At 70.9% G+C, this 23194-nt stretch carries 24 protein-coding genes, 1 tRNA gene and 1 pseudogene; 11 read left to right on the forward strand and 15 right to left on the reverse strand.

The features are described 5' to 3' along the window. Positions 1-28: 28 nt before the first annotated feature. Both OHO27_RS05100 and OHO27_RS05105 read right to left on the reverse strand, forming a co-directional pair. Positions 29-1141 (reverse strand): BBE domain-containing protein, encoded by a 1113-nt coding sequence (locus tag OHO27_RS05100; protein WP_328430350.1) that lies wholly within the window; start codon positions 1139-1141, stop codon positions 29-31. Then, positions 1093-1632: pseudogene (locus OHO27_RS05105) on the reverse strand (FAD-binding oxidoreductase); the annotation flags it as partial. The gene OHO27_RS05100 and the pseudogene OHO27_RS05105, both read right to left, overlap by 49 nt. Before the next feature lie 173 nt (positions 1633-1805). Here OHO27_RS05105 and OHO27_RS05110 point away from each other — a divergent pair. Then, a complete protein-coding gene (locus OHO27_RS05110) occupies positions 1806-2546 on the forward strand; it encodes a class I SAM-dependent DNA methyltransferase (protein WP_328420692.1) in 741 nt (246 codons plus the stop codon). 19 nt (positions 2547-2565) lie between these two features. On the opposite strand, the gene OHO27_RS05115 is transcribed toward OHO27_RS05110, so the two are convergent. The 7 genes from OHO27_RS05115 to OHO27_RS43080 all read right to left on the reverse strand — a co-directional run bounded on the left by OHO27_RS05115 (position 2566) and on the right by OHO27_RS43080 (position 8847). After that, positions 2566-3024 (reverse strand): RrF2 family transcriptional regulator, encoded by a 459-nt coding sequence (locus OHO27_RS05115; RefSeq protein WP_328420694.1) that lies wholly within the window; start codon positions 3022-3024, stop codon positions 2566-2568. A gap of 52 nt (positions 3025-3076) precedes the next feature. Further along, complete coding sequence (locus OHO27_RS05120; RefSeq protein WP_328420696.1) at positions 3077-4282, reverse strand: acyl-CoA dehydrogenase family protein; 1206 nt, start codon at positions 4280-4282, stop codon at positions 3077-3079. Between the two features lie 150 nt (positions 4283-4432). Further along, complete coding sequence (locus OHO27_RS05125; protein WP_328420698.1) at positions 4433-5584, reverse strand: LLM class flavin-dependent oxidoreductase; 1152 nt, start codon at positions 5582-5584, stop codon at positions 4433-4435. Positions 5585-5625: 41 nt separating this feature from the next. Next, the gene (locus tag OHO27_RS05130) at positions 5626-6822 is read right to left on the reverse strand and encodes an SfnB family sulfur acquisition oxidoreductase (RefSeq protein ID WP_328420700.1); all 1197 of its coding nucleotides are present in this window, start codon (positions 6820-6822) and stop codon (positions 5626-5628) included. Beyond that, entirely contained in the window at positions 6819-7376 is a 558-nt protein-coding gene (gene ssuE / locus OHO27_RS05135) for an NADPH-dependent FMN reductase (protein ID WP_328420702.1), read from the reverse strand. The genes OHO27_RS05130 and ssuE overlap by 4 nt, the downstream gene beginning before the upstream one ends. Before the next feature lie 63 nt (positions 7377-7439). Next, positions 7440-8567 carry a dimethylsulfone monooxygenase SfnG gene (gene sfnG / locus OHO27_RS05140; RefSeq protein WP_328420704.1) on the reverse strand — a complete coding sequence of 376 codons (1128 nt, stop codon included), beginning with the start codon at positions 8565-8567 and terminating at the stop codon, positions 7440-7442. A gap of 199 nt (positions 8568-8766) precedes the next feature. Beyond that, positions 8767-8847, reverse strand: a complete 81-nt coding sequence (locus OHO27_RS43080; protein WP_351800093.1) for a putative leader peptide — start codon at positions 8845-8847, stop codon at positions 8767-8769. A 306-nt stretch (positions 8848-9153) separates the two neighbouring features. Between OHO27_RS43080 and OHO27_RS05145 the strand changes: the two genes are divergently transcribed. The 6 genes from OHO27_RS05145 (at position 9154) to OHO27_RS05165 (ending at position 14621) form a co-directional block, all read left to right on the forward strand. Continuing rightward, positions 9154-9951, forward strand: coding sequence for a hypothetical protein (locus tag OHO27_RS05145; RefSeq protein WP_328420706.1), 798 nt, complete (start codon positions 9154-9156; stop codon positions 9949-9951). A gap of 121 nt (positions 9952-10072) precedes the next feature. Continuing rightward, entirely contained in the window at positions 10073-10174 is a 102-nt protein-coding gene (locus OHO27_RS43085; protein ID WP_369274863.1) for a putative leader peptide, read from the forward strand. Between the two features lie 106 nt (positions 10175-10280). Further along, on the forward strand, positions 10281-11387 hold the full coding sequence (locus OHO27_RS05150) for an ABC transporter substrate-binding protein (protein WP_328420708.1): 1107 nt from the start codon (positions 10281-10283) through the stop codon (positions 11385-11387). A 36-nt stretch (positions 11388-11423) separates the two neighbouring features. Next, on the forward strand, positions 11424-12221 hold the full coding sequence (locus OHO27_RS05155; RefSeq protein ID WP_328420710.1) for an ABC transporter ATP-binding protein: 798 nt from the start codon (positions 11424-11426) through the stop codon (positions 12219-12221). After that, a complete protein-coding gene (locus tag OHO27_RS05160) occupies positions 12208-13146 on the forward strand; it encodes an ABC transporter permease (protein WP_328420712.1) in 939 nt (312 codons plus the stop codon). The genes OHO27_RS05155 and OHO27_RS05160 overlap by 14 nt, the downstream gene beginning before the upstream one ends. Positions 13147-13769: 623 nt before the next feature. Beyond that, positions 13770-14621, forward strand: a complete 852-nt coding sequence (locus OHO27_RS05165) for an FAD-dependent oxidoreductase (RefSeq protein WP_328420714.1) — start codon at positions 13770-13772, stop codon at positions 14619-14621. Positions 14622-14643: 22 nt separating this feature from the next. Here the strand turns inward: OHO27_RS05165 and OHO27_RS05170 are convergent, their stop codons facing one another. Beyond that, entirely contained in the window at positions 14644-15264 is a 621-nt protein-coding gene (locus tag OHO27_RS05170) for a MerR family transcriptional regulator (RefSeq protein ID WP_328420716.1), read from the reverse strand. 89 nt (positions 15265-15353) lie between these two features. Between OHO27_RS05170 and OHO27_RS05175 the strand changes: the two genes are divergently transcribed. From OHO27_RS05175 to OHO27_RS05185, 3 genes are all read left to right on the forward strand, one after another. After that, positions 15354-15755 carry a DUF3291 domain-containing protein gene (locus OHO27_RS05175; protein ID WP_328420718.1) on the forward strand — a complete coding sequence of 134 codons (402 nt, stop codon included), beginning with the start codon at positions 15354-15356 and terminating at the stop codon, positions 15753-15755. A gap of 45 nt (positions 15756-15800) precedes the next feature. Then, positions 15801-17258: an MFS transporter gene (locus tag OHO27_RS05180; protein ID WP_328420720.1), complete on the forward strand. Its 1458-nt coding sequence runs from the start codon at positions 15801-15803 to the stop codon at positions 17256-17258. Between the two features lie 103 nt (positions 17259-17361). Further along, positions 17362-17943, forward strand: a complete 582-nt coding sequence (locus OHO27_RS05185; RefSeq protein WP_328420722.1) for a TetR/AcrR family transcriptional regulator — start codon at positions 17362-17364, stop codon at positions 17941-17943. Here the strand turns inward: OHO27_RS05185 and OHO27_RS05190 are convergent. Then, positions 17925-17998, reverse strand: a tRNA-Pro gene (locus OHO27_RS05190). The two genes, OHO27_RS05185 and OHO27_RS05190, sit on opposite strands and share 19 nt — an antisense overlap. A 175-nt stretch (positions 17999-18173) precedes the next feature. On the opposite strand from OHO27_RS05190, the gene OHO27_RS05195 reads away from it, so the two are divergent. Beyond that, positions 18174-19106, forward strand: coding sequence for an alpha/beta hydrolase (locus tag OHO27_RS05195; protein ID WP_328420724.1), 933 nt, complete (start codon positions 18174-18176; stop codon positions 19104-19106). A 68-nt stretch (positions 19107-19174) separates the two neighbouring features. Here the strand turns inward: OHO27_RS05195 and OHO27_RS05200 are convergent, their stop codons facing one another. The 4 genes from OHO27_RS05200 to OHO27_RS05215 form a co-directional block, all read right to left on the reverse strand. After that, on the reverse strand, positions 19175-19516 hold the full coding sequence (locus OHO27_RS05200) for a hypothetical protein (RefSeq protein ID WP_328420726.1): 342 nt from the start codon (positions 19514-19516) through the stop codon (positions 19175-19177). 157 nt (positions 19517-19673) lie between these two features. Then, a complete protein-coding gene (locus OHO27_RS05205) occupies positions 19674-21011 on the reverse strand; it encodes an MFS transporter (RefSeq protein WP_328420728.1) in 1338 nt (445 codons plus the stop codon). Positions 21012-21156: 145 nt separating this feature from the next. Beyond that, complete coding sequence (locus OHO27_RS05210) at positions 21157-22107, reverse strand: VOC family protein (RefSeq protein WP_328420730.1); 951 nt, start codon at positions 22105-22107, stop codon at positions 21157-21159. Then, positions 22104-23186 carry a 4-oxalomesaconate tautomerase gene (locus OHO27_RS05215; protein WP_328430351.1) on the reverse strand — a complete coding sequence of 361 codons (1083 nt, stop codon included), beginning with the start codon at positions 23184-23186 and terminating at the stop codon, positions 22104-22106. The genes OHO27_RS05210 and OHO27_RS05215 overlap by 4 nt, the downstream gene beginning before the upstream one ends. Positions 23187-23194: the final 8 nt, after the last annotated feature.

The raw sequence follows: 23194 nt of genomic DNA on the forward strand, positions 1-23194 counted from the left end.
AGGGCGTCCGAGGATCGGGCAGTCACGTTCACGCCGCGCGTACCGAAAGGGCGTGGTGGAAGACGTTTCGGGGATCCCACTTCGCCTTGACGCGCTGCAGCCGACGGTAGTTGTCGCCGAAGTACAGGGCCTGCCAGGGAGCGCCGGTGTTCCGGGCGGGATCGGCCAGGTCGGTGTCCGGGTAGTTGATGAACGCGCCGTCGGCCGCTGCGGGGGCGCCGCCGGTGTCGGAGTACAGGTCCTCGTAGAGCTCGCGCAGCCAGCCGATGTGCCGGGCGTCGTCCCGGGGTCCTCCCAGCCGTTGACGTAGAACATCTTGATGCTCGCCTCGCGGTGCGGGGTCGCCGTCGCGTCGGGGGCCACGGTGTTGACCTTGCCGCCGTGGGTGTAGAGGCTCACGCTGCCGCCGGGGTGGTCGTAGTCGGTCCGGGTCAGGTGGTGGTGCAGGGCCTCGATCTGGCGGTCGGTGAAACGCCTGCGCAGATAGCCCGACTTGACCTTCAGCCGGTAGACGGGGCCGGGGTCGCCCGGCGAGCCGGCCAGGGCGGCTGCCAACCAGGCCTGGTTCCGGACGGTGCGCACGGGCTGGACCGGCACGCCCCGGTTGATCGCGGCCAGGTGCTCGTCCAGCATCCGCTCGGCGCCGGAGTCCGCTGCCACCTGCCCGATCATGAGGACCGTTCCCGAGGGGCGGCGGGTGAGCGCGAGTTCGCTGTAGAGGGCGAGGTACGGCGAGTCCGGGGCGCTGTGCTTCTCGGCCCACTCCCCGTGGTTGCGGACCAGCCGGGCGAAGGACGTCCTGTCCAGCTTCTGCCAGTCCCAGGAGACCGAGAAGCTCAGCACGTTCGACGGCGGAGCGGGCAGCAGAGCGGACGGGTCGTCGCCGTCGGCGCCGGGTGTCCGGAACCAGTAGCGGGTGACGATGCCGAACGTGCCCGCCCCACCGCCCGTGTGCGCCCACCACAAGTCCCGGTGCGGATCGGAGGGTTCGCGGGTGGCCACCACGGCACGCGCCCTGCCCCGGCGGTCCACGACGACCACCTCGACCGCGTACAGATGGTCGACGGACAGGCCCATCAGCCGCGACAGCGGACCGTAGCCACCGCCGAGGACATGGCCGCCGACACCGACGTCGGCGCACCAGCCGGCCGGGATCGTCACTCCCCAGCCCAGATACAGCCGCCGGTACACCTCGCCCAGCAGGGCTCCGGCCTCGACCGCGAAGGCCCGGCGGCCCGGGTCGTAGGAGACACCCGTCATGGCGGACATGTCGACGACCACCTCCACGGCCGGGTCGCCGACGAAGTCCTCGAAGCCGTGGCCGCCGCTGCGGACGGTGATCCGCCGGCCGCTGTCGACTGCCTGCTGCACGGCCCGTACGACATGCGCGGTCGTGCCCACCACCCAGACGTGCTCCGGGCTGCCCACGAACCGGCGGTTGTAGCCCCGGGAGGCCAGCGACCGGAACCGTGGATCCCCGCGCCCGACCATGGCGGGTCCGGGCGGCGAAGGACAGGCCGTACCGTCACGGGCCGCCGCCGCGACCCCCGCGCCCGGCCCGGGCGCCACGACCCCCGCCGTCGTGGCGACCACACCGCCGCGCAGCACGTTCCTCCTGCTCAATGCGCTCATGACGTCTCCTAGGACTGCCTTGGGACACTTCGCTTTCCCTCGGTCACGACGCTAGGCGGCGATGATGCCGAGGACAGTCGTCCCAGCCCCCGCCTCACGGTGGTGCCAGCACCCGGATCGACCGCCCGCGAAATTCACGTGCCTCGGCGCGGCTACCGCAGTACCGTCCCGGCGTGATCGATGACGACGGCTATTTCGGAGAGAAGATCGCTGCCGGCTACGACGATTCGGCCGCGGACATGTTCAGCCCCGACGTGGTGGACCCGGCGGTCGACCTGCTGGCCGAACTCGCGGGCGACGGCCCGGCGCTGGAACTCGGCGTCGGCACCGGCCGGATCGCGCTGCCGCTGTCCGGCCGCGGGGTCCCGGTGCACGGCGTCGACCTGTCCCGCGCCATGGTGGACCGGCTGCGCGCCAAGCCCGGTGGTGAGGCCGTGGAGGTGACGATCGGGGACTTCGCGACGACGCGGGTGGCGGGCGAGTTCACGCTCGCCTACCTCGTGTTCAACACGATCGGCAATCTGACGACCCAGGACGCCCAGGTCGACTGCTTCCGCAACGCCGCCGCCCATCTGCGGCCCGGCGGCTGCTTCGTGGTCGAGGTGGGCGTGCCCGATCTGCGCCGGCTGCCGCCCGGGCAGAGCGCCGTACCGTTCCACATCAGCGACACCCAGTGGGCGTTCGACACCTACGACGTCGCCACCCAGGCGATGAGCTCCAACTACGTCACCATCGTGGACGGCCGTGCCGAGCACCGGTCCATCCCGTTCCGGTACGTCTGGCCGGCCGAGCTGGACCTGATGGCCCGGCTCGCCGGTCTGCGGCTGCGCGACCGGTGGGAGAACTGGGCCCGCGAGCCGTTCACGAGCGAGAGCGGCAAGCACGTGTCGGTATGGGAGAAGCCGGCCTACTGATGCGCGCGGCGGAGCCCGGTCAGGGATTCGTCCACGCCTCGGGGTCGTCCGCGAGGCTCAGGACGTCGTCGGGCAGCTTGGCCGCGGCCACGTGGGCCAGGGTGACCTCGCCGAGGATCTTGCGGACGTTGGCGCGTACGGCGATCCACAGCGGGAGCAGGGACTCCGCGGGGCCGATGTACGAGAGGTCGGGCGGGCGTACGCCGCGCACCGAGACCAAGGGGCCGTCGGCCAAGCGGATCACCTCGGCGATGGCGATCGAGTCCGCCGGACGGGCCAGCCGGTAGCCGCCCTTGCCGCCGCGCTGGCTGACCACGAGGCCGCCCCGGCGCAGGTCGCCCAGGATGCCCTCCAGGAACTTGTGCGGGATGCCCTGGGCCTCGGCGATCGCCTCGGCCTTGAGTGAGGTGTCGTCACCGGCCGCGGCCAGCTCCAGCGCCGCCCGCACCGCATAGTCCGCCCTCGCCGAGATCCGCATGCTGAGATTATCCATCACTGCGGTGCCCGTCCCCACCGGCCGGCCCGTCGGGTCAGGCGGGAAGGCTGAACGGCGGGTGCGCGCCGTTGAGGAAGTGGTCCCCGACCTCGCGGAGCCTGTGGGCGATCGGCTCACGCAGGGTGTGCGTGCGGGTGTCGCGCCAGAAGCGGTCCAGGCCGTGCCGGGCGAAGGCGGCGGGCGCGCCGACGGCGTCCAGGGCCCGGGTGGTGATCTCCTGCGCGGACCGGGCGGCGGCGGCCTCGGCCGCGCTCGCGAGGACGGCGATCTCCGCGCACTCCTCGTCGTCGAGGTCCTCGCCCCGCGCCAGGCCGCGGTTCAGGGCGTCCACCGCCTGGTCGGCGAGGGCCGAGGCGGCGCGCGCGCCGACGGTGAGTTCACCGAACGCGGTCAGCACGTACGGGTCCTGCGGCGGGTGGCCCGGCCAGGGTTGCGGGGAGAACGGCTGCCAGGGGGACCGCACCGCCCGTCCGTGCTCGCGGGCTTCGCCGAGCAGCCCCTCGGCAACGCCGAGGCAGAAGTGTGCGGAGACCAGCCGTGCGGTCGGCGCGGCGAGGCCGGCGAAGGGTGACAGGGCGCCCTCGTCGGCGGAGAGGGAGCCGAGCACCTCGTCGGCCGCCACCGGCACGGCGTCGAATCCGACGTCGCCGGCCGCCGCCAGCCGCTGCCCGAAGGTGTCGCCGCCGTTGCCGCTCACGAGGCCCGGGTAGGCGGGGTCGACCAGGACGGCGAGGGGCTCGCCGATGCCGGGCACGGCGGCGCGGACGAGCAGCCGGTCGGCGACGCCGACTCCGGAGCCGTACCGCTGATGGCCGTCCAGCAGATAGCCGTTGGCCGTGGGAGTCAGCATGAGCGGGGGTTCCTGCGAGGCGATACCGCCTCCCCAGTGCCACTCCCCCGCCGTGAACGCCCGCTCGATCCGCGCGGCACGGTCGGGGCCGGCGAAGAACCGGGCGCAGAAGGACAGGAAGTAGTGGCTGCCCAGCAGGTGGCCGATGGCCCCGTCGGCCGCGGCGACGGTCCTGACGACCGTGTAGGCGGTGAGCCAGTCCGCGCCGCCTCCACCGCGTTCGGCCGGTACGAGCAGGGTGAGCAGGCCCGATTCACGCAGCCGGGCGACCTCGTCGAGGGGTGGCTTGCCGGCCTGCTCGCGCTCGACCGCGTCCGTGGCGAGGTCGTCCGCCAGCTCGCGGGCCGTGTGCAGCCAGTCCGCACACCTCGTTCCTGTTTCGGTTGTCATGGCTGACTTCCTTCATGGCCGAAGGGAACGCGGTGCCTGGCTGCCCGGCCGACCGGGTCAGCGTCATCCTCACTCGCTCCACCGACCAGGGTCAACACTTCCCTAGTAATTCGATAGGAAATATAGGGAATATGTGTCCCCGGTGGCCGATTACCGCTCAGCGAAGGGGATCTGAGCCTCGGGACGAGCCGCCGTCGCACTGCGGAACGGATGGGTCCACAGCCCCTGCGCCTCCAGTCGGGGCAGCACGCCCTCGCCGAACCAGTACGCCTCCTCCAGGTGCGGATAGCCGGAGAGCACGAACTCGTCGATACCCAGCCGGTGGTACTCGGCGATCCGCTCGGCGACCTCGTCGTGACTGCCGACGAGCGCGGTGCCCGCCCCGCCGCGCACCAGCCCGATCCCTGCCCACAGGTTCGGGTAGATCTCCAGTTCATCGGCGCTGCCACCGTGCAGGGCGAGCATGCGCCGCTGCCCCTCGGACTCACTGCGGCCGAGCCCGGCCTGCACGGCCCGCACGGTCTCCGTGTCAAAGCCGGCCAGCAGCCGCCGGGCCTCCGCCCACGCCTGCTCGGCGGTGTCCCGGGTGATGACGTGCAGGCGGATCCCGAAGCGGACGCGGCGGCCCTCCTCCTCGGCCAGCGCCCGGATCCAGGCGATCTTCTCGGCGACGGCGGCCGGCGGCTCTCCCCAGGTGAGGTAGACGTCGACGTGCCGGGCGGCGATCTCTCCGGCGATCGGTGAGGAGCCGCCGAAGTACACCTCCGGGACCGGGTCGGGCACCCGGGCCAGCCTCGCGTCCTCGACCTGGAGGTGCTCGCCGACCAGATCGACGGTCTTGCCCGCCCACAACTCCCGTACGATCTGCAGGAATTCGCCGGTACGGCGGTACCGGTCGTCCTTGTCGAGGAAGTCGCCGTAGGCGCGCTGCTCGTGGTTCTCCCCGCCCGTGACGACGTTCAGCAGGATCCGTCCGCCGGACTGCCGCTGGAACGTGGCCGCCATCTGCGCGGCGAGGGTCGGCGACACCGAGCCGGGCCGGAAGGCGACCAGGAACTTCAGGCGCTCGGTGTGCCGGCTGACCATGGCGGTGGTGAGCCAGGCGTCCTCGCACCAGGCGCCGGTGGGCGTGAGCGCGCCGACGAAGCCGAGGTCCTCTGCGGCGCCGGCGATCTGGCTGAGGTAGGCGACCGTGGGCGGCCGGTCTCGGCCGGAAGCCGTAGCGGGGGTGCCGTGACCGCCGCCGACGACATGGCGGCTGTCGCCGTTGGTGGGCAGGAACCAGTGGAAGGTGAGGGACACGCGGGGTCTCCGATCGGAAAGGTGGTTGAGGGGAACGGCCGTCACAGCAGGCCGTGCCGGGGCGGCCTGATGCCGTTCAGCACGTAGCGGCCGATGTGCTGGACCTTCCAGCGGGCCGGGTCGTGCAGGGTGTGGGTGCGGGCGTCGCGCCAATGGCGGTGCAGGCCCAGGGAGTCGAGCGCGGAGCGGGTGCCGGCCACCTCGAAGAGGGCGCTGCCGGTCTCCACGGCCACTTCCGCAGCCGTCACCTTGGCGGCGGCCACGGCGATCGAGGCCTCGGCGGCCGAATCGTCGGTCAGGTCGGCGCGGGCCGCGTCCACGGAGCGTGCCGCGGTGGCCAGCAGCGCGTCGGCGGCCCGTAGCCGGATCGCCAGTTCACCGAAGCGCTGGATCAGCAGCGGGTCCTCGGCGGCGGTGGCGTGGCCTTCGTCGACGCTCTCGAACCAGGGGCGGCTCTTGGTGCGGACGAACTCCACCGCCTCGGCGAGCGCTCCGGAGGCGATTCCCGTGTCGATGGCTGTGTGCAGCAACTGGGCCACGGCGCCGTGGAGTTGGGGACCCAGGAAGGTGAGGTGGTGCGGCACCAGCCGGTCGGCGGGCACGGGCACCGACTCCAGGCGGACGGTTCCGCCGGCGGTGGTGCGCTGGCCCATGCCGTCCCAGTCGTCCACGACGGTGAGGCCGGGCGCGTCCCGCTCCACGTACGCCACGTGCAGGTTGTCGTCGTCGGCGCGGGCGAGGACGGGGATCCAGTCGGCGAACAGGGCGCCGGTCGAGTAGTGCTTGACGCCGTCGAGGACGTACGAACCGTCCGGGCGACGCCTGAGCCGGGTACGGATGTCCTGGACATGGCTGGTGCCCGCCTCGGACTGGGCGTTGCCGAGCCGCTTGCCCGCCAGCACCTCGCCGAAGAGGAACTCCTGCTGCTCGCGCGTCCCCTGCCTGCGCAGCACGGCCACATACACGAAGTGGCTCTGCGGGATCTGCGCGAGGCTGGCGTCGGCCGAGGCCAGTAGCCGGAAGATCTCGGCGAGGGTCTCCGTACGGACGTCCGCGCCGCCGAACTCCCCGGGCACCGTCACACCCAGCAGCCCGGAGGCGGACAGCCGCTCCAGTTCCGGGTGCGGAAGCCGGCGCCGCGCGTCCCGCTCGGCGGCGTCCTTGCGGAAGTCCGCGGCCAGTTCGGCGGCGACGCCGAGGGCCTCGGCGTCGTCGGCGATCACGGTCGCGGCGGTCATCCGGTGGCCGCCAGCACCGTCGGGCGGCCACCGAGGGCGAGCGAGAACTGGTCGGTGACCTGGGCCAGGGCCTCGGCGGCGCCGGGCGCGACGGTCAGGGTGCCGTCGTCGGCAACGGTGATCTCCTTGTCGAGCGTGAACCAGCCAGGCGTGATGTGGGCGGGGCCCATGGAGTTCAGGACCGGGCGCAGGGCGTAGTCGATGGCCAGGACGTGGGCGGTGGTGCCGCCGGTGGCCAGCGGAAGGACCGTCTTGCCCGCCAGCGCGTACTGCGGGAGCAGGTCGAGCAGCGCCTTCAGCAGGCCCGAGTAGGCGGCCTTGTAGACGGGGGTGCCGATCACGATGCCGTCCGCCCGCTCGAAGAGGGCGGTGGCCTCGACGATCGCCGGGTGCCGGAACTGGGCGTGCAGCAGGGCCTCGGGCGGGAGCGTGCGGACGTCGAGGGGGATCACGTCGTGTCCCTGGGCGATCAGCCGGTCGTCCAGGTGACGCAGCAGCCGGGCGGTGCGGGAGGTGGCGGAGGGGCTGCCGGAGACGGAGAGGATGGTGGCCATGGGAGGGCCTTTCGGGAGGGGGCGCCGGTGGGGTGGGGCGATGCGCCGGTGGGGACGTGCGGGTCAGGCGGGGGCGCCGACGGGCGCCGACTCGGCTTCCTGGGCCTCCAGTTCGCGTACGAGCGGCAGCACCCGCTTGCCGAAGTACTCGACCTCCTCCAGGTAGTGCAGGAAGCCGAGGAGGAAGAGGTCGACGCCGAGCCGCTTGTAGGCGACGATCCGCTCGGCGATCTGCTCGGGCGTACCGATCAGACCCGTGCGGAAGCCGTCGTTGTACTGGACGAGGTCCTCGAAGCTGGAGTCCTGCCACATGCCCTTGCCGTCGGCGGTGGACGGACCGGCCTGCTGGACGGCGTCGCGGAAGCCGTGGACGGCCTCGGTGTTGGCCTTGGCGACGATCTCGCGGAGCGTCTCGCGGGCCTCGGCCTCGGTGTCGCGGGCGATGAGGAAGCCGTTGAGCCCGAACTTCGGTGCATGGCGGCCCGCTCGGGCGGCGGAGGCGCGAACGTCGTTGATCTGCTCGGTGACGCCGTCGAAGTCCTTGCCGTTGCTGAAGTACCAGTCGGAGACACGGCCGGCCATGGCGCGGGCGGCGGAGGAATTGCCGCCCTGGAAGATCTCCGGGTGCGGCCGCTCGGGGGTGTTGAGCGGCTTGGGCTTGAGGGTGAAGTCGCGTACCCGGTAGAAGTCCCCGGCGAGTTCGGCGTGGTCCTCGGTCCAGATCTTGCGCAGCGCGCTGATGAACTCCTCGGCGCGCCGGTAGCGCTCGTCGTGCTCCAGCCAGGGTTCGCCGAGGGCGGTGAACTCGCCCTTGAACCAGCCGCTGACGACGTTGACTGCGAAGCGGCCGTTCGACAGGTGGTCGGCGGTGGCGCCGAGTTTGGCGAGGACGCCGGGGTGCCACAGGCCGGGGTGGACGGCGGCGATGACCTTCAGGCGCTGGGTGGAGAGGAGGAGGGCGAGGCTGAAGCTGGTCGACTCGTGCTGGAACTCGGCGCCGTAACTGGCCATGTAGCGGACCTGGCTGAGGGCGTAGTCGAAGCCGTTGTTCTCGGCGAGGACGGCGAGTTCGCGGTTGTAGTCGTAGCCCCAGTCGGTGCGCTGCTCGATGGTGCTGGTGACCAGGCCGCCGCTGACGTTCGGCACCCAGTAGGCGAAGCGGAGGGGGTCGGATCCGGGCGGTACGGGCATGGGGAACTCCTGGCATGACTGCGCACGCGAGAAAGGGCGCGTGCGTGGCAGGGAAACGTGTTCGGTGATCGGGATCAGTGATCGGAATCCAGGCGGGCGGAATAGCCGTCCCCGGGAAAGCCGGAATCAGCACGGAACTCGTCCGGCAGTGAAATGTGCGAAGAGAGCGGCGCGAGTGCGAGGGTTTCCCTCGGTGCGCTCAGACCCGACAGCGACAGCAGGCGCTGGAGACACGCGCGAGGTCGACATGGCGTCGCCGCGTGAGGTCCTGTCGCTTCATGCCATCGATCAAAGCAGCGGGAACTCAGGGAGGTCAAGAATGCCCTGTTGGGATTCCACATGCTGGGAGTCGGAATTCACGAGACTGTGACAGGGTTTCCCTTGAACGCTTCGTGGGCAACGCGCGGGCGCACAGCGCTGTTTCATAGGTCGCGCCCTCGTGGCACGGGCCTCGTGGCACGGGCCTCGTGGCACGGGCCTCGTGTAGCGGCCCCTCGTGCAGCGGCCCCGATCAGACCTGCGTCCGCGCCTCGCGTGCCGCCCGAAGGACCCTCCCTACGACCGTCTGGACTGGTACGCCGGCGACATGGCCGACCTCGCCGCCAGGTCCGAACCCGACCCGGCGGACCGGCTGGACTTCGAGGCTCTGGACCACCCCCTGGACGGCCTCGCGTTCCCGGCGCCGGACGCCTTCCAGGAGCACTTGCGGGACCGGATCGCCCGGGACGTCGTCCGCCGCGAGGACCCTGATTTCAGTGCCGACCTCGGGGCGTTCCTCGCGCTGCTCTCCGTCCACGGGCAGTTGCCCCGCCTGGTGGCCGCCGGAGTGCTGACCGCCCGGTCCGTCGCCGAGCAGCTCGACGGCTGGTGGCACGGGTTCTTCAGTTTCCTGGACTCCGGGCCGCCCGGCTTCCGGCTGCGCCGGCTGCTCGCCCTGTCCGGGCAGGTGTCGTCCGCTTCCTGGGCGCCGGCATCCGGATCGGCACCGACGAGACGACCGGCAAGTTCACGGCGGCCGGCCCCACTGTCCCCGGCCACACGCTCCACGCCACCGCCCTCATCGAGGCGTATCTGCCCCGCCCCTCCCTGGACCGCACCGAGGACCCCCTCCTGCGTGACCTGCACCGGGCCGGCGCCCTCGCCGAGGAGGTCATCGCCGACCGACCGCACCCACACCCACCGCTCCGGCCTGCCGGCCGTCTCCGCCGCGGACGGTCACGTCCTCGATCCGTCCATCGGCGGCACTCACCCACGCCGTATCGCCCTCGGCGCCCCGACCAACAGCCGGGCCGTCGCCGCGTTCGCCCGCCCGCGCACGAACGCCCCCGCCTTCCGCCAGAACGACGCGGTGGCCCGTGCGCTGCTGTGTGCCCTGAGCTCATAGTTCCCAAAGGGAGAGATGGCAACGTCCACTATGTGAAATCCCCCTTGGGGTGAGCGCCGCCTTCTGCCACGATCCCCATCAACCAGGTAGGAAAACTAGGGATCGATGGGGTGGGGTGGCCATGAGTTCGCGCGAGCACGCACGTCTCGTCCCGCCCCTTCTGACCTCGCGTCGCCACATCGACTTCGCGCGTACGTCCAGCGCCATCTGTCGGCTCGTCTGAAGCCGTGCGCGGAGCCTGCCCGGGCCCGCGCAAGCGCCGCCGTTCTCCGACGTACTCCCGCACTCCCCTGTCACTCACCTGCCATTCATTCCGAGAGGACACCTTCGTGTCTGCCGCAAGACCGCTCACCCCCCTGCGCACCCTCGCCGTCATAGCCGCGCTCCCCCTGCTGCTGACCGCCTGCGGCTACGGCGCCGAGTCCACCGACGACGGCAAGCAGGCCGAGGTCGCGGCGGACGCCAAGAAGCTCTCCGTCGACGAAGTGAAGATCGGTTACTTCCCCAACCTCACGCACGCCACCGCACTGGTGGGCGTCCAGGAGGGCCTGTTCCAGAAGGAGCTCGGCGGCACCACGATCAAGCCGTCGACGTTCAACGCCGGGCCGTCGGAGATCGAGGCGCTGAACTCCGGCTCCATCGACATCGGCTGGATCGGCCCGTCCCCCGCGATCAACGGCTACACCAAGGCGGCCGGGAAGAACCTGCGGATCATCTCGGGGTCGGCCTCGGGCGGTGTGAGGCTCGTCGTCAACCCGGAGAAGATCAAGTCCCTCAAGGACGTCAAGGGCAAGAAGATCGCCACGCCGCAGCTCGGCAACACCCAGGACGTGGCACTGCTCAACTGGATCTCCGAGCAGGGCTGGAAGGTCGACGCGGAGAGCGGCAAGGGTGACGTCTCGGTCGTCCGCACCGACAACAAGATCACGCCGGACGCCTACAAGTCCGGCTCCATCGACGGGGCCTGGGTGCCGGAGCCGACCGCGTCCAAGCTGGTCGCCGAGGGCGGCAAGGTGCTGCTCGACGAGGCCGACCTGTGGCCCGACAAGAAGTTCGTGATCACGAACATCATCGTCCGGCAGGAGTTCCTCAAGGAGCACCCGGACGTCGTCGAGGCCGTGCTGCGCGGTTCGGTGAAGACCAACGAGTGGATCAACGCCAACCGGGACAAGGCCAAGGCCTCCGCGAACAAGGCCCTGGAGGAGCTCTCCGGCAAGCCCCTGCCCGCCGAGGTCATCGACCCGGCGTGGAAGTCGATCACCTTCCTCGACGACCCGCTGGCCGCGACCCTCGACAGCGAGGCGGAGCACGCGGTGAAGGCCGGCCTGCTGGAGGAGCCCGGCCTGAAGGGCATCTACGACCTCACGCCGCTCAACAAGGTCCTCAAGGCCGACGGCCAGGACGAGGTCGACGACGCCGGCCTCGGCATCAAGTAACCACCGCATCCGCTGAGTTCCCAGGAGGTGACGACCATGGCCACCCCGACGGCCACGACCGCGAAGGTCGCCGAGGACGCCGCGGCGGTGGCGTATGCCGCGCGTGTCGAGCATGTCTCGAAGTCCTTCGCCGGCCCCGCCGGGCAGCAGCTCGTCCTCGACGACGTCACGCTCGATGTCGCACCCGGTGAGTTCGTCACCCTCCTGGGGGCCTCCGGCTGCGGCAAGTCGACCCTGCTGAACCTCGTCGCGGGGCTGGATCGCCCTTCCGCCGGTTCGATCGGCACCGACGGGCGGCCCGCCCTGATGTTCCAGGAACACGCCCTGTTCCCCTGGCTGACCGCCGGCAAGAACATCGAGCTCGCGCTCAAGCTGCGCGGGGTCGCCAAGGCGGAGCGCCGCGCAGAGGCGGAGCGGCTGCTGGAACTCGTCCGGCTGCAGGGGGCGTACGGCAAGCGGGTGCACGAGCTGTCGGGGGGTATGCGGCAGCGGGTCGCTCTGGCCCGGGCACTGGCGCAGGACAGCCGACTGCTGCTGATGGACGAGCCGTTCGCGGCGCTGGACGCGATCACCCGGGACGTGCTGCACGACGAACTGACCCGTATCTGGCGGGAGACGGGGCTGTCGGTGCTGTTCGTGACACACAACGTCCGCGAGGCGGTGCGGCTTGCCCAGCGTGTGGTGCTGCTGTCCTCGCGGCCCGGCCGGATCGCGCGGGAGTGGACGGTGGACATTCCGCATCCGCGTCGTATCGAGGACACCGCGGTCGCCGAGCTGTCCGTCGAGATCACCGAAGAACTGCGTGGGGAGATCCGCCGCCATGGCCGGCACTGACAACCGCGTCGACATCAAGGTCGACGTCACCGAGGACGGCTCCACGACGGCCCGGGTGCCGCAGGATCCCAACGATCTGGCGGGACTTGAGGCCGGGCTCGACGCGCTGGAATCGGTGCAGGTGGGTCGCACGCCGTTGCGCGAGACCTTGGTCCGCAAAGTGCTGCCGCCCGTCACCGCTGTCGCCCTGGTGCTGGTCGTCTGGCAGGTGCTGGTGTGGGCCGAGGTCGCCCCCGACTACAAGCTGGCCTCGCCGTCCGACGTGTGGGGCGAGGTCCGCGAGGCCTGGCTCCAGGGCACGCTGCTCGACTACATCTGGACGTCCGTCTCACGCGGCCTGCTCGGTTTCCTGCTGGCGCTCGCGATCGGCACGCCGCTCGGCCTGCTGGTCGCCCGGGTGAAGTTCGTCCGGGCGGCCATCGGCCCCATCCTGTCCGGCCTCCAGTCGTTGCCGTCGGTGGCCTGGGTGCCGCCTGCCGTGCTCTGGCTGGGCCTCAACAACTCGATGATGTACGCCGTGATCCTGCTCGGCGCGGTGCCGTCCATCGCCAACGGCCTCGTCGCGGGCATCGACCAGATCCCCCCGCTGTTCCTGCGCGCCGGTCGGACCCTGGGCGCGACCGGGCTGCGCGAGGCCTGGCACATCGTCATGCCGGGGGCGCTCCCGGGCTATCTGGCCGGTCTGAAGCAGGGCTGGGCGTTCTCCTGGCGCTCACTGATGGCCGCCGAGATCATCGCATCCTCCCCCGATCTCGGCGTCGGCCTCGGCCAGTTGCTGGAGAACGGCCGCAACAACAGCAGCATGGCGCAGGTGTTCCTGGCCATCTTCCTGATCCTCCTCGTCGGCATCGCCATCGACCTGCTGATCTTCAGCCCGTTGGAGCGGCGGGTGCTGCGGGGGCGGGGGTTGCTGGTCGCTCGCTGAGGGGGCGGAATGGGGCGGGGCCGGGGGCCGGATGCGCGTCGACCGCGCGGGGAGTGCCGTCGTGCGGCCTGGCGTCGGCGGGCCGGGCCTAGCGCTGGGGGGCTGGGCCCAGCGTTGGCGGGCTGGGAATAGCGTTGGCGGGCTGGAGGGCTGGGCCAGGCCTCGCCGAGCCAGCCCAGACCAAGTCAGGCCGAGCCGCGCTGAAACCGGAGTCGGGCCGGGCCGGAGCTGGGCCAGGCCGGGCCGGAGTTGGGCCAGGCCAGACTGAGCCAGACCGGACCGAGCCCGACCGAAGCCGAGCCGGACCAGACAGGGCCAGACCGCGGCGGGCCGCGCCGCGCCGCGCCAGAGCGGAGCTGGGCCGGAGCCCGGCCAGACCGGAGCTGGGCCAGTTCAGACCGAGCCAGACCGGACCGAGTCCAACCGGAGCCGAGCCGGACCAGACCAGGGCCAGACCGACCCGGACCCGAAAACCTAGCCAGGCCAGACCACTCAGGCCGAACCGGGCCGAGCCGAAGGTCCGGGCCCGCTACCCGGAGTCGTTCCAGACCATCTGGCGGGAGGCGCGGCGGTTCCACGAGGAGGGCCGCCGGGACTTCTTCCGCAAGCGCACCAACATGCCGATGGGCGAGTACCTGGACCTGGGCGGTTACAGCCAGGAGTTCCGGTACGGCTACTTCATCCTGCTGTGCAGCGCGGTGTGGTCGGTGCCCGCCGAGCTGATCTGGGAGATGCCGGCGACGACGGTGATCGCCTTCTTCATGGCCCACGACGAGAGCGGCCTCGGCGGGCGCCGGGTCGACTGGCGGACGGTGACCGGCGGGTCGGTCTCGTACGTGCGCAAGGCGCTGGCCGCGATCGACCCGAAGACCCGGCTGTCCGAGCCGGTCACCAGGATCCGGCAGGACGCGGACGGGGTCGTCGTGCGGACGGCGTCCGGCGAGGAGCGCTTCGACCACGCCGTCGCCGCCACCCACGCCGACATCACCCGGGCCCTGCTGGAGAACCCGACCACGGCCCAGCGCGAGCTGCTCGGGTCGCTGCGCTACAACCCCTCCGCGGTGATCCTGCACACCGATCCCTCAGTGATGCCCGCCGACCCCACGCGCTGGGAGGCCTGGAACTACGGCAAGGTGACGGTGGACGGGCAGCCGCGCACGTATGTCGCCTACTACATGAACAAGCCGCACGGCTTCGAGTCGGAGACCGACTACTTCGTCACGCTCGACTACCCCCTGCCGGTCGCCGAGGAGTCGGTGATCCGCACCTTCCGCTACGAGCACCCGGTCATCGACATGGCCATGCGCACCGCTCAGCAGACCATCTACGAGGTCAACGAGGGTCCGCGGGTGAAGCTGTGCGGTTCGTACTTCCACTCCAAGCAGCAGTACCACGACCAGATCGGCTCCCACGAGGCCGCGTTCTCCTCCGGGAAGGAGGCCGCGGCCCAGCTGCTGCGGGAGCTGGGGCGCTGAGGCCGATACCGGGTCTTCGGTGCTAGTCCCCGGTGTGCCGGCGCGCCGACTCGTGCTCCTGGGCCATCCGCCGCAGCGCCATCAGCGCGGGTTCCAGGAGGACGGTCAGCAGCAGGGCCCGCTCGGCGACTTCCAGCGGGTCCTCGATCCCGTCCAGTTGGTCGAGGTCAAGGACAGCTGTGCGCTCGGCGAGGCGGGCGTACGGCAGGAGGACGCGCCAGTCGAGGGGGACGCCGAGCGAGCGCAGGGAGGACAGCGTCTCGGCGAGGGTGACGCGGGCGGGGGCGGCCTGGTGCACCTGCCAGCCCAACTGCTCGACCAGGGCGTCGACTTCACCGGCCTCGGTGGCCTGGTCGGCGGGCTCCCCGTTCGGCACGAGGGTGCCGAGGGTGAGGCCCAGTACGCGATGGGTGTCCCCGGTGTGCTCCGCCAGGGCGTCCAGCACCTCGCGGGTCGTGCTGACGGACAGGCCCCGGACACCGGTCAGCGCACGGATCAACTTCAGTCGGCGCAGGTGCTGTTCGTCGTACTCGGCCTGGGTCGCCGCGGTCTGCCGGCCCGCCGGGAGCAGCCCCTCACGGAGGTAGTACTTGATCGTCGTGACGGCGACGCCACTGCGACGGCTCAACTCGGAGATACGCATCGTTCGCCCCGGCTCTGGAATCTGGATACCTCTACTGTCTAACATAGATAGTAGAGGTATCCAACATTCTCTCCGAGAGGGCCACAGCCATGCCCACCCTGCGCTGGACCACCGTCGAGACACCCGCACCGGACACCGAGGCGTTCGTCATGGCATCCCGGCTGGAGGTCCGCTCGCTCAAGGACGTACCGCGCTTCTTCCTCAAGTCGCTCGCCTCGTGGAAGCAGGTCACCGGCGCGCCCGGCGCGTACGGCGCCTCACTCATCGCCGAACCGCTGGGGCGCACCTTCTGGACCCTGTCGGCCTGGCAGGACAAGGAGGCGCTGTACACCTACGCGAGGACCGAACCGCACCGGTCGATCATGAACGGCCTGCGGTCCACGATGAAGGACTCCGTCTTCACGTTCTGGCAGGTCCCCGCGGCCGACCTGCCCATCGACTGGAACGACGCCCGGCGCCGCCTCGCCGAGGAGGCCCGCACCGGCAACTGATCCCCCCACCACCGGCCCAGCATTCCGCAAGGAGAGACCTCCGCCATGACGCTGTCCGAAGAGAACCCGGTCCTCGACGACCCCGTCACCGAACCGGCCGCGCCCGCGGCGGGCCGGCGCATACCCCTGTGGCTCGCCATCGTCGCCTGCAGCGTGCCCATGTTCATGGTCGCGCTGGACAACCTCGTCGTCTCCACGGCACTGCACACCCTGGCCGTCGACCTGGAGGCGAACACGCAGCAACTGCAGTGGTTCGTCAACGCCTATGTCCTCAGCTTCGCCTGCCTGTTGATGAGCGGGGCCGCGCTCGGTGACCGGTTCGGCCGCCGTCTCCTCTTCGTTGTCGGCATCGTCGTGTTCACCCTTGCCTCCATCGGCTGCGGACTGTCCGACACCAGCGCGCAGCTGATCACCTTCCGCACGATCCAGGGCTTCGGCGCCGCCGCCGTCATGCCGCTGTCGCTGACCCTGCTGTCGCAGGCGGTGCCGGAGCGGCTGCGGGGGATGGCGCTGGGAGTGTGGTCCGGGGTGAGCGGCCTTGCCGTGGCGATGGGCCCGGTCGTGGGCGGCGCGGTGGTCGACGGACTGGACTGGCGGTGGATCTTCTGGATCAACGTGCCGGTGTGCGTGATCGCCATCCCGCTGGTGTTCTTCGCCCTGCGGGAGAGCTCGCTGCCCGGCGTCCGCCTCGACCTGGTCGGCATGCTGCTCGCGGCGGCCGGGCTGTGCGCGGCGGTGTGGGCGATCGTGCACGGCGAGCCCGACGGCTGGACCTCGGCGAAGGTGCTCGGCGCGTTCGCGGCGGGTGCCGTACTGCTGACCGTCTTCGTCGCCTGGGAGGCCCGGACCCCCGAGCCGATGCTGCCCCTGTCCTTCTACCGGGTACGCGCCTTCACGCTCACCAACGTCGTCTCGGCGACGATGTACTTCGGCGTGTTCGGCTCCCTGTTCCTGCTGGCCCAGTACCTCCAGATCGCGCCCCCGCGCACCCCGCTGGAGGCCGGTGTACGCACCCTCGCCTGGACCCTCATGCCGATGTTCGTCGCCCCTGTCGCGGGCCTGCTCACCGACAAGGTCGGCGGCGGCAGGCTGATGGCGCTCGGCCTGTTCCTCCAGGGCGGGGGCCTCGGCTGGATCAACCTGGTCGCGGACACCGACACGGCCTACTCGTCCCTGGTCGGCCCGATGATCGTGGCGGGCATCGGCATGGGCTTCGTCTTCGCCCCGACGGCCGCGGTGGTCCTCGGCTCGGTCACCAAGGAGCACGCCGGCAAGGCGTCCGGCGCCAACACCACCGTCCGCGAGATCGGCGGCGCGCTCGGCATCGCCGTTCTCAGCACCGTGTTCGTGGCGCACGGCAGCACCCAGGGCCCCCAGCAGTTCGTCGACGGTCTGCGCCCCGCGGTGTGGGTCGGCGTCGCGGTGGTGCTCGGCGGCGCCCTGTGCGCCCTCGGCATTCCGCGCCGGCAGCACCCGGCCGGCACGTCGCCCGCCGGGGAGTGAGCCTTCCTCTGGTGCGGGGTGGCCGCTTCCCGTAGGGGCGGCCGCCCCTTCGCCGACTCCTGTGTCGCCCACGCCACGCCGTGTCCGGTGAGGGGCGAACCGCATGGCGCGGATGACCGCGCAGGAGCGGCGAGACTGTGTCATCCGCTCCGCCGTCACCGAGTTCGCGCGGACGGGCTACCACGGCACCTCGACCGGCTCGATCGCGAAACGAGCGGGCGTCTCGCAGCCGTACCTCTTCCGGCTCTTCCCCGACAAGAGGTCGATGTTCCTCGCCACGCTGCGCTGCATGACGGACACCCGCCTCACCCTGGAGGCCGCGGCCCGGGGACTGGACGGCGAGTCGGCGTTCCTCGCCATGGCGGCCGCGTACCGGCGGCTGCTCACGGAGCAACCCGAGACACTCCAGATGCAGTTGCAGGCCTTCGCCGCGGTGCCGGCCCTCGCCCCGGAAGGCGACCCCGGGTTCGGGGAGGCGGTACGCGCCGGATGGATGACGCTGTGGGACATCGTGCAAGCGCCGGCCCTGGATGACGCCGAGCGGACGACCCGGCTCATGGCTCACGGCGTATTCGTCGCCGCACTCGCGGCGACCGGAAACAGTGAAGGGCCCTGCCCCACCGAAGTGGTGCAAGGCCCTTGCCGGACGAACCGTCCGGTATCCCGTCGGGACGACAGGATTTGAACCTGCGACCCCTTGACCCCCAGTCAAGTGCGCTACCAAGCTGCGCCACGTCCCGATGCCTGTCGCGCGGCGAACCGCGTGATCACGCAGGTCAACCCTACCTCATGGGCGCCCTGCCCCAGCCGGTCCGACCCCTTGACCCATTATTGCCGCCATCTATAATTGCCTAACTCAAGGAGGGTCGGTCCGCTGCCGGGCAGACCCACGGGCCGCGACCGAACGGAAGCCATATGTCCCTCCTGACCCGGCCCGCGGTGGCCGGCCTTGTCGCCAAGGCCATGCAGCGGGTGACCGTCATGGCGGACCGGCGTTCCGGCGGCCGGGGTTCCGCCGCCGCCTCGCACGCGCGATTCCCCGAATTTCCGCGCAGGGTACGCGAGTTGATGATTCCCACGTCGATCGCCCCCGCCCGGGCCACGGTGTATCTGCCCGCCCGCGACGAGCCGGTCCCGCCGGTGCACGTCAACTTTCACGGTGGCGGCTACGTCATGACGCTCACCGAGTTGGACGACCCGCTGTGCCGGCTCCTCGCCGCGGAAGCGGGGGCGGTCGTCATCAACGTGGACTATGTCGTCGCGCCGCAGCATCCGTTCCCGGCGCCGACCCGGCAGGCGTACGAGATCGTTCGGTGGGTCGCGGCGCACGGCGCCGAGGAGGGGTGGGACAGCGGGCGGCTCACCGTGGGCGGACAGAGCGCCGGCGGCGGGCTAGCGGCGGCCGTGGCGCGGCAGGCCCTGGATGAGGGCGGGCCGTCGATCGCGCTCCAGGTGCTGCATTATCCCCCGCTCGACCTGGCGACGGGCGTCCGGAACAAGCGCGCCGCCATCGCCAAGCCGATGCTGCGGCCCTGGATGGGCGACGTCTTCGACACGTCGTACGTCCCCGATGTGCGGCGGCGCCTCGATCCGCTCGTGTCCCCCGCGCACCCTTCGGACACCGCGGATCTGACAGGCATCGCGCCCGCCCTGGTGATCACCGCCGAACACGACCTGCTCCGGGCCGAGGGCGAGCGATACGCGGAACGACTCCGGGGCGTCGGTGCGCTGGTCGACCATCATGAGGTGCGCGGCGCCGATCACGGGTACGACGGGGGCGACGACGACAAGGCGCGGGACGTCTACACGATCATCGCCCGGCGGCTCCGGGAAGCCGCGGAGGCCTGACGGGGCCGTCGGGTCCTGACGGGGCTATCGGGCAACGGGACTTTGCGGACACGACCCGGGCCACGGACTCAAGAGCCCAGTCCGCTCTGCCCGTTGGCGACCGCGGGCTCCCTCTCACCGGCCACGCGGGTCCCGGCGCTCGCCACGGGCACGCCGTACTCGTCCGGGGACGGGACACGCACGTGCACCGGGACCAACGGCAGGACGGCCGAACTCCGGTCGGCCGAGGGCCAGATGGGCTGAGCCGCCGGGGCGGACGTCGGGGTGGCCCGGGAGCATCGCCCCGGGCCCCCGGACCTCCCCACGCCAAAGCCCGACATCAGCAGGGCCACGGCCACTACCACCCACCACGGCAGACCCGCCTTGGCCATGAACGCGACGACGGCTGCCAGCGCGAGAAGTGCCGTCACGTCCTGCTCCCCCTTTACGGATCAACTCACCAGCCCCGGGCGCACCGAGAGGTGCCCTCCATCACTACGGGCATATGACGCAACAATACGCGAGACCGTCGTATAACCCAGTTCGGCTCATCTGTACATATGGCTCGTCAGTACATATGACGGGCGGTCAGTGTGCTCCTACGAGTTTCTGCCCGCTGTCGCTCCCAGCGGTCCGTTTCGAGCCGCGCAGTGCCGCGATCCCGATGAAGACCATGGACGAGAGGCCGGCCAGGGCGAACGCGGTGAAGCCCCAGTCGCCCTTGTTCGCGGCGAGCAACTGACCGCCCAGCCACGGCCCGAACACGGCGCCGAAGCGGCCCATGCCGGAGGTCCAGCCGACGGCGGTGGCGCGGTTCTCGGGGCGGGAGCGGATCGAGACGGTCGCGTAGATCATGGTCTGCGCACTGTTCAGGAACACCCCGGTCAGGAACACCACCGTGAAGGTGAGCGCCAGCGGCATGTGCACGCTGAGCAGAAAGACGCCGACGGCGGTCAGCGCGAACCAGACCGCCGAGATCCGCGGGGCGCCGAACCGGTCGGAGGCGCGGCCGGCGACGAGCATGCCGACGATGCCGCCGAGGTTGAACAGGACCACGAAGGTCAGCGCGGAGCCGAGGTTGTAGCCCTCACCGCGCATCAGGGTGGGCAACCAGGTGGCGACGCCGTAGACGAGGAGGAGCCCGCCGAAGGAGGCCAGCCAGTACAGCAGGGTCTGGCTCCACTCGCCGCCGCGGAACAGGCCGGCCAGGGAGTTCCAGCGGCCGGCGGCGGCCTGCGCGTCGGCGGCGGAGGCGGCGGAGGCGGCCGGCAAGGGGACCTCGTAGCGCCGCGCCAGCTCGCCGGCCTCCTCGCTGCGGCCCTTGGCGACCAGGAAGCTCAGCGACTCGGGCAGGAACCTGGCCAGGACCGGCACGAACAGCAGCGGGAGCACGCAGAACCAGAACGCGGCCCGCCAGCCCAGGGGTTCGACGACCCACAAGGCGACATACGCGGAGAGGATGCCGCCCGCGTGGTGGGCGGTCATCAGCATGCCGATGGTGAGAGCGCCGCGGCCGCGCGGGGCGTAGTCGGAGACCATGCTGATCGCGGTCGGCAGCAGACCGCCGAGGCCGATTCCGGCGAGCGTGCGGCCGATGCCGAACACCCCGACGCTGCCCGCCATCGCGCACAGACCGGAAGCCAGCGAGAACAGCGCGACGCAGGCGACCATCAGCTTCTTGCGGCCGATCCGGTCGGCGACCGTGCCCGCGGTCAGGGCGCCGACCAGCATGCCGAAGGTGGCGTAACTGCCCAGGTCACCGGCCTGGTCCGGGGTGAGGCCGAGGGCCTTTTGCTCCAGCATGTGGGGCAGCACCGAGCCGTAGACGAACATGTCCAGGCCGTCGAAGAGGACAGCCAGCCAGCACAGGCCGACGGCGAGGACGGCCAGTCTGCCGACGCGAGCGGTTGGGGAGGGGGAGGACATCCTTGTTTTCCTCTCGTGCGTTGTGCGCCAGACGCTAAGGAGCCGGGGGGAAGAGTCAACGTTTTTGTCAACAATCTAAGCGACAATCCAGCAGTGCGTCTGGAAGGAATCGGAAGTACTCGGAAGGCGCGAAGGACGCGCCTTCTCAGGCGAGCGGCGGTGTCCCGTGCGTGTGGAAGGACTCGATCGTCTTCAGGCCCCACGCCTGCCCCTTGGCCCGTTCGGCCTCGGTCCAGGTGATCAGCGGCCAGTCCGGGGCCAGCACCAGCCGCGTGAGCGGGTTGCACAGCTCGATGCGATTGCCGCCGGGCTCGTAGACATACAGGAAGAACGTCTGCTGGATGGCGTGCTTGTGCGGGCCCGTCTCGATGAACACGCCGGTGTCGATGGCGAGGTCGGCGGCGCGCAGGATGTCCTCGCGGGTGTCGGCCGCGAAGGCGATGTGGTGCAGCCGGCCGGCGGATCCGGTCCGGTCCGAGGTGTAGACGACGTCGTACGACTTGTCGGTGAAGGTCAGCCAACGTGCCGCGATCTTCCCGGAGCCGAGCCGGATCTGCTCGGTGGGCCGGGCGCCCAGCACCTGTTCCTGGAACCCGGCGTTGGCGAGCACGTCGGCGGCCAGGAAGTTCACGTGGTCCAGGCGCCGTACGCCCACGCCCCGGTTGGGCTTGGCCTGCGGCTGGTTCTTCAGCGCCGGCTTCAGCTCAGCCGGTGCCTGGTAGTACTCGCTCTCCCAGTAGAGGGCGTGTTCGTGCCCGTCGGGATCGGTGGTCAGGTACAGCCTGCCGATGCCGGGCTCGTCCTCGACCCACTTGCCGGAGCCGCCCGCCGCCTCGATCGCCTTGATACGGCGGTGCAGTGCCTCCTCGCTGGAGGTGCGCAGGGCGAGCCGGCCCAGGCCGGGCTGTTCGCCAGCGGTGAGGACCAGGCTGTGGTGCTCGTAGTCGTCGAAGGTCCGCAGGTGGACGGTGTCGCCGTCCTGCCCGTTGACGGTGAGGCCCAGGTAGTCGGTGAAGAAGGCGACGCTGGCGTCCAGGTCCGGGGTGAACAGCTGGGCGTGGCCGATGTGGGCGATGTCGCCGAGCGGCGGGGTCATCGGGAGCCTCCGGGGGTGGGTGCGGGGAGTGGAGCCGTCTCGGCGGACCGGGGGAAGACGGTGCCGTCGAAGATCTTGCGGGCGGTGCGGACGACGGCCGTACGGCGGGCTGTGGGCACGCCTGCGGAGTCGGTGCCGAGGCTGCTTTCGATGTCCAGGAATCCCGTGGGGTGTTCGATGCGGACCCGGTCGCCTTCGGGAGGCAACTGGGCGAGATCCGCGCCTACGCTCCCTTCGACGCGCAGGCCGGCGGCGACACCGGCCGCCCCGAGCACGCCGATCGACGTGTGGCAGCGGACCGGGATGAAGGTGCGGGTGGTGACCGCACCGCCGTGGCGGGGCGGGGCGAGGAGGGTGACCTTGGGGACGGTGGCGCCCGAGACGTCACCGAGGCCCATCAACTCCCCTGCAGTCGAACGGAGTTCACTCAGACGCTCGGCGAGCGCCTGGTCCTCTTCCAGCTCCTTGGGCGTCTCGTATCCGGTGACGTTGAGCGCGGCGGCCTGGACGAGGACGGTCGGCATGCCGTTGTCCACGCAGGTCACCGGGATGCCGTCGATCTCGTCGCGGACACTGCCGGTGGGCAGCAACTTCCCTGCCCCCGGCGGGAATTCGAGCACGACGGGGGCTGCCGTGCCGGGTACGCCCGAGATCTCGGCGTCCCCCGTGTAGTTCACGCGGCCACCCGGGGTCGGGAAGGTCGCCGTGGCGAAGTCGCCGGTGTTGACCATGCGGATGCGTACGGTGGTCCGCTCCTCCCCCGCCGGGACGAGGCCGCGCTCGACGGCGAACGGCCCGATGCCGACGAGGATGTTCCCGCAGTTCTGACGGTCACTCACCTCGGTGTCGTCGACGGCCACTTGGAGGAAGAGGTAGTCGGCATCCGCCCTCGGGTCCGAGGACGGCGAGACCACGGCGACCTTGCTCGTGAGCGGGTGCGCGCCGCCCAAGCCGTCGATCTGCCGCTCGTCGGGGCTGCCCATGATGCGCAGCAGCAGTTCGTCGCGGGCGCCGGGATCGGCTGGCAGGTCCGTGGCCAGGAAGTAGGCGCCCTTGGAGGTGCCGCCGCGCATCAGCATGCAGCGGA

The organism is Streptomyces sp. NBC_00443 (assembly GCF_036014175.1).
Taxonomy (GTDB): domain Bacteria; phylum Actinomycetota; class Actinomycetes; order Streptomycetales; family Streptomycetaceae; genus Streptomyces.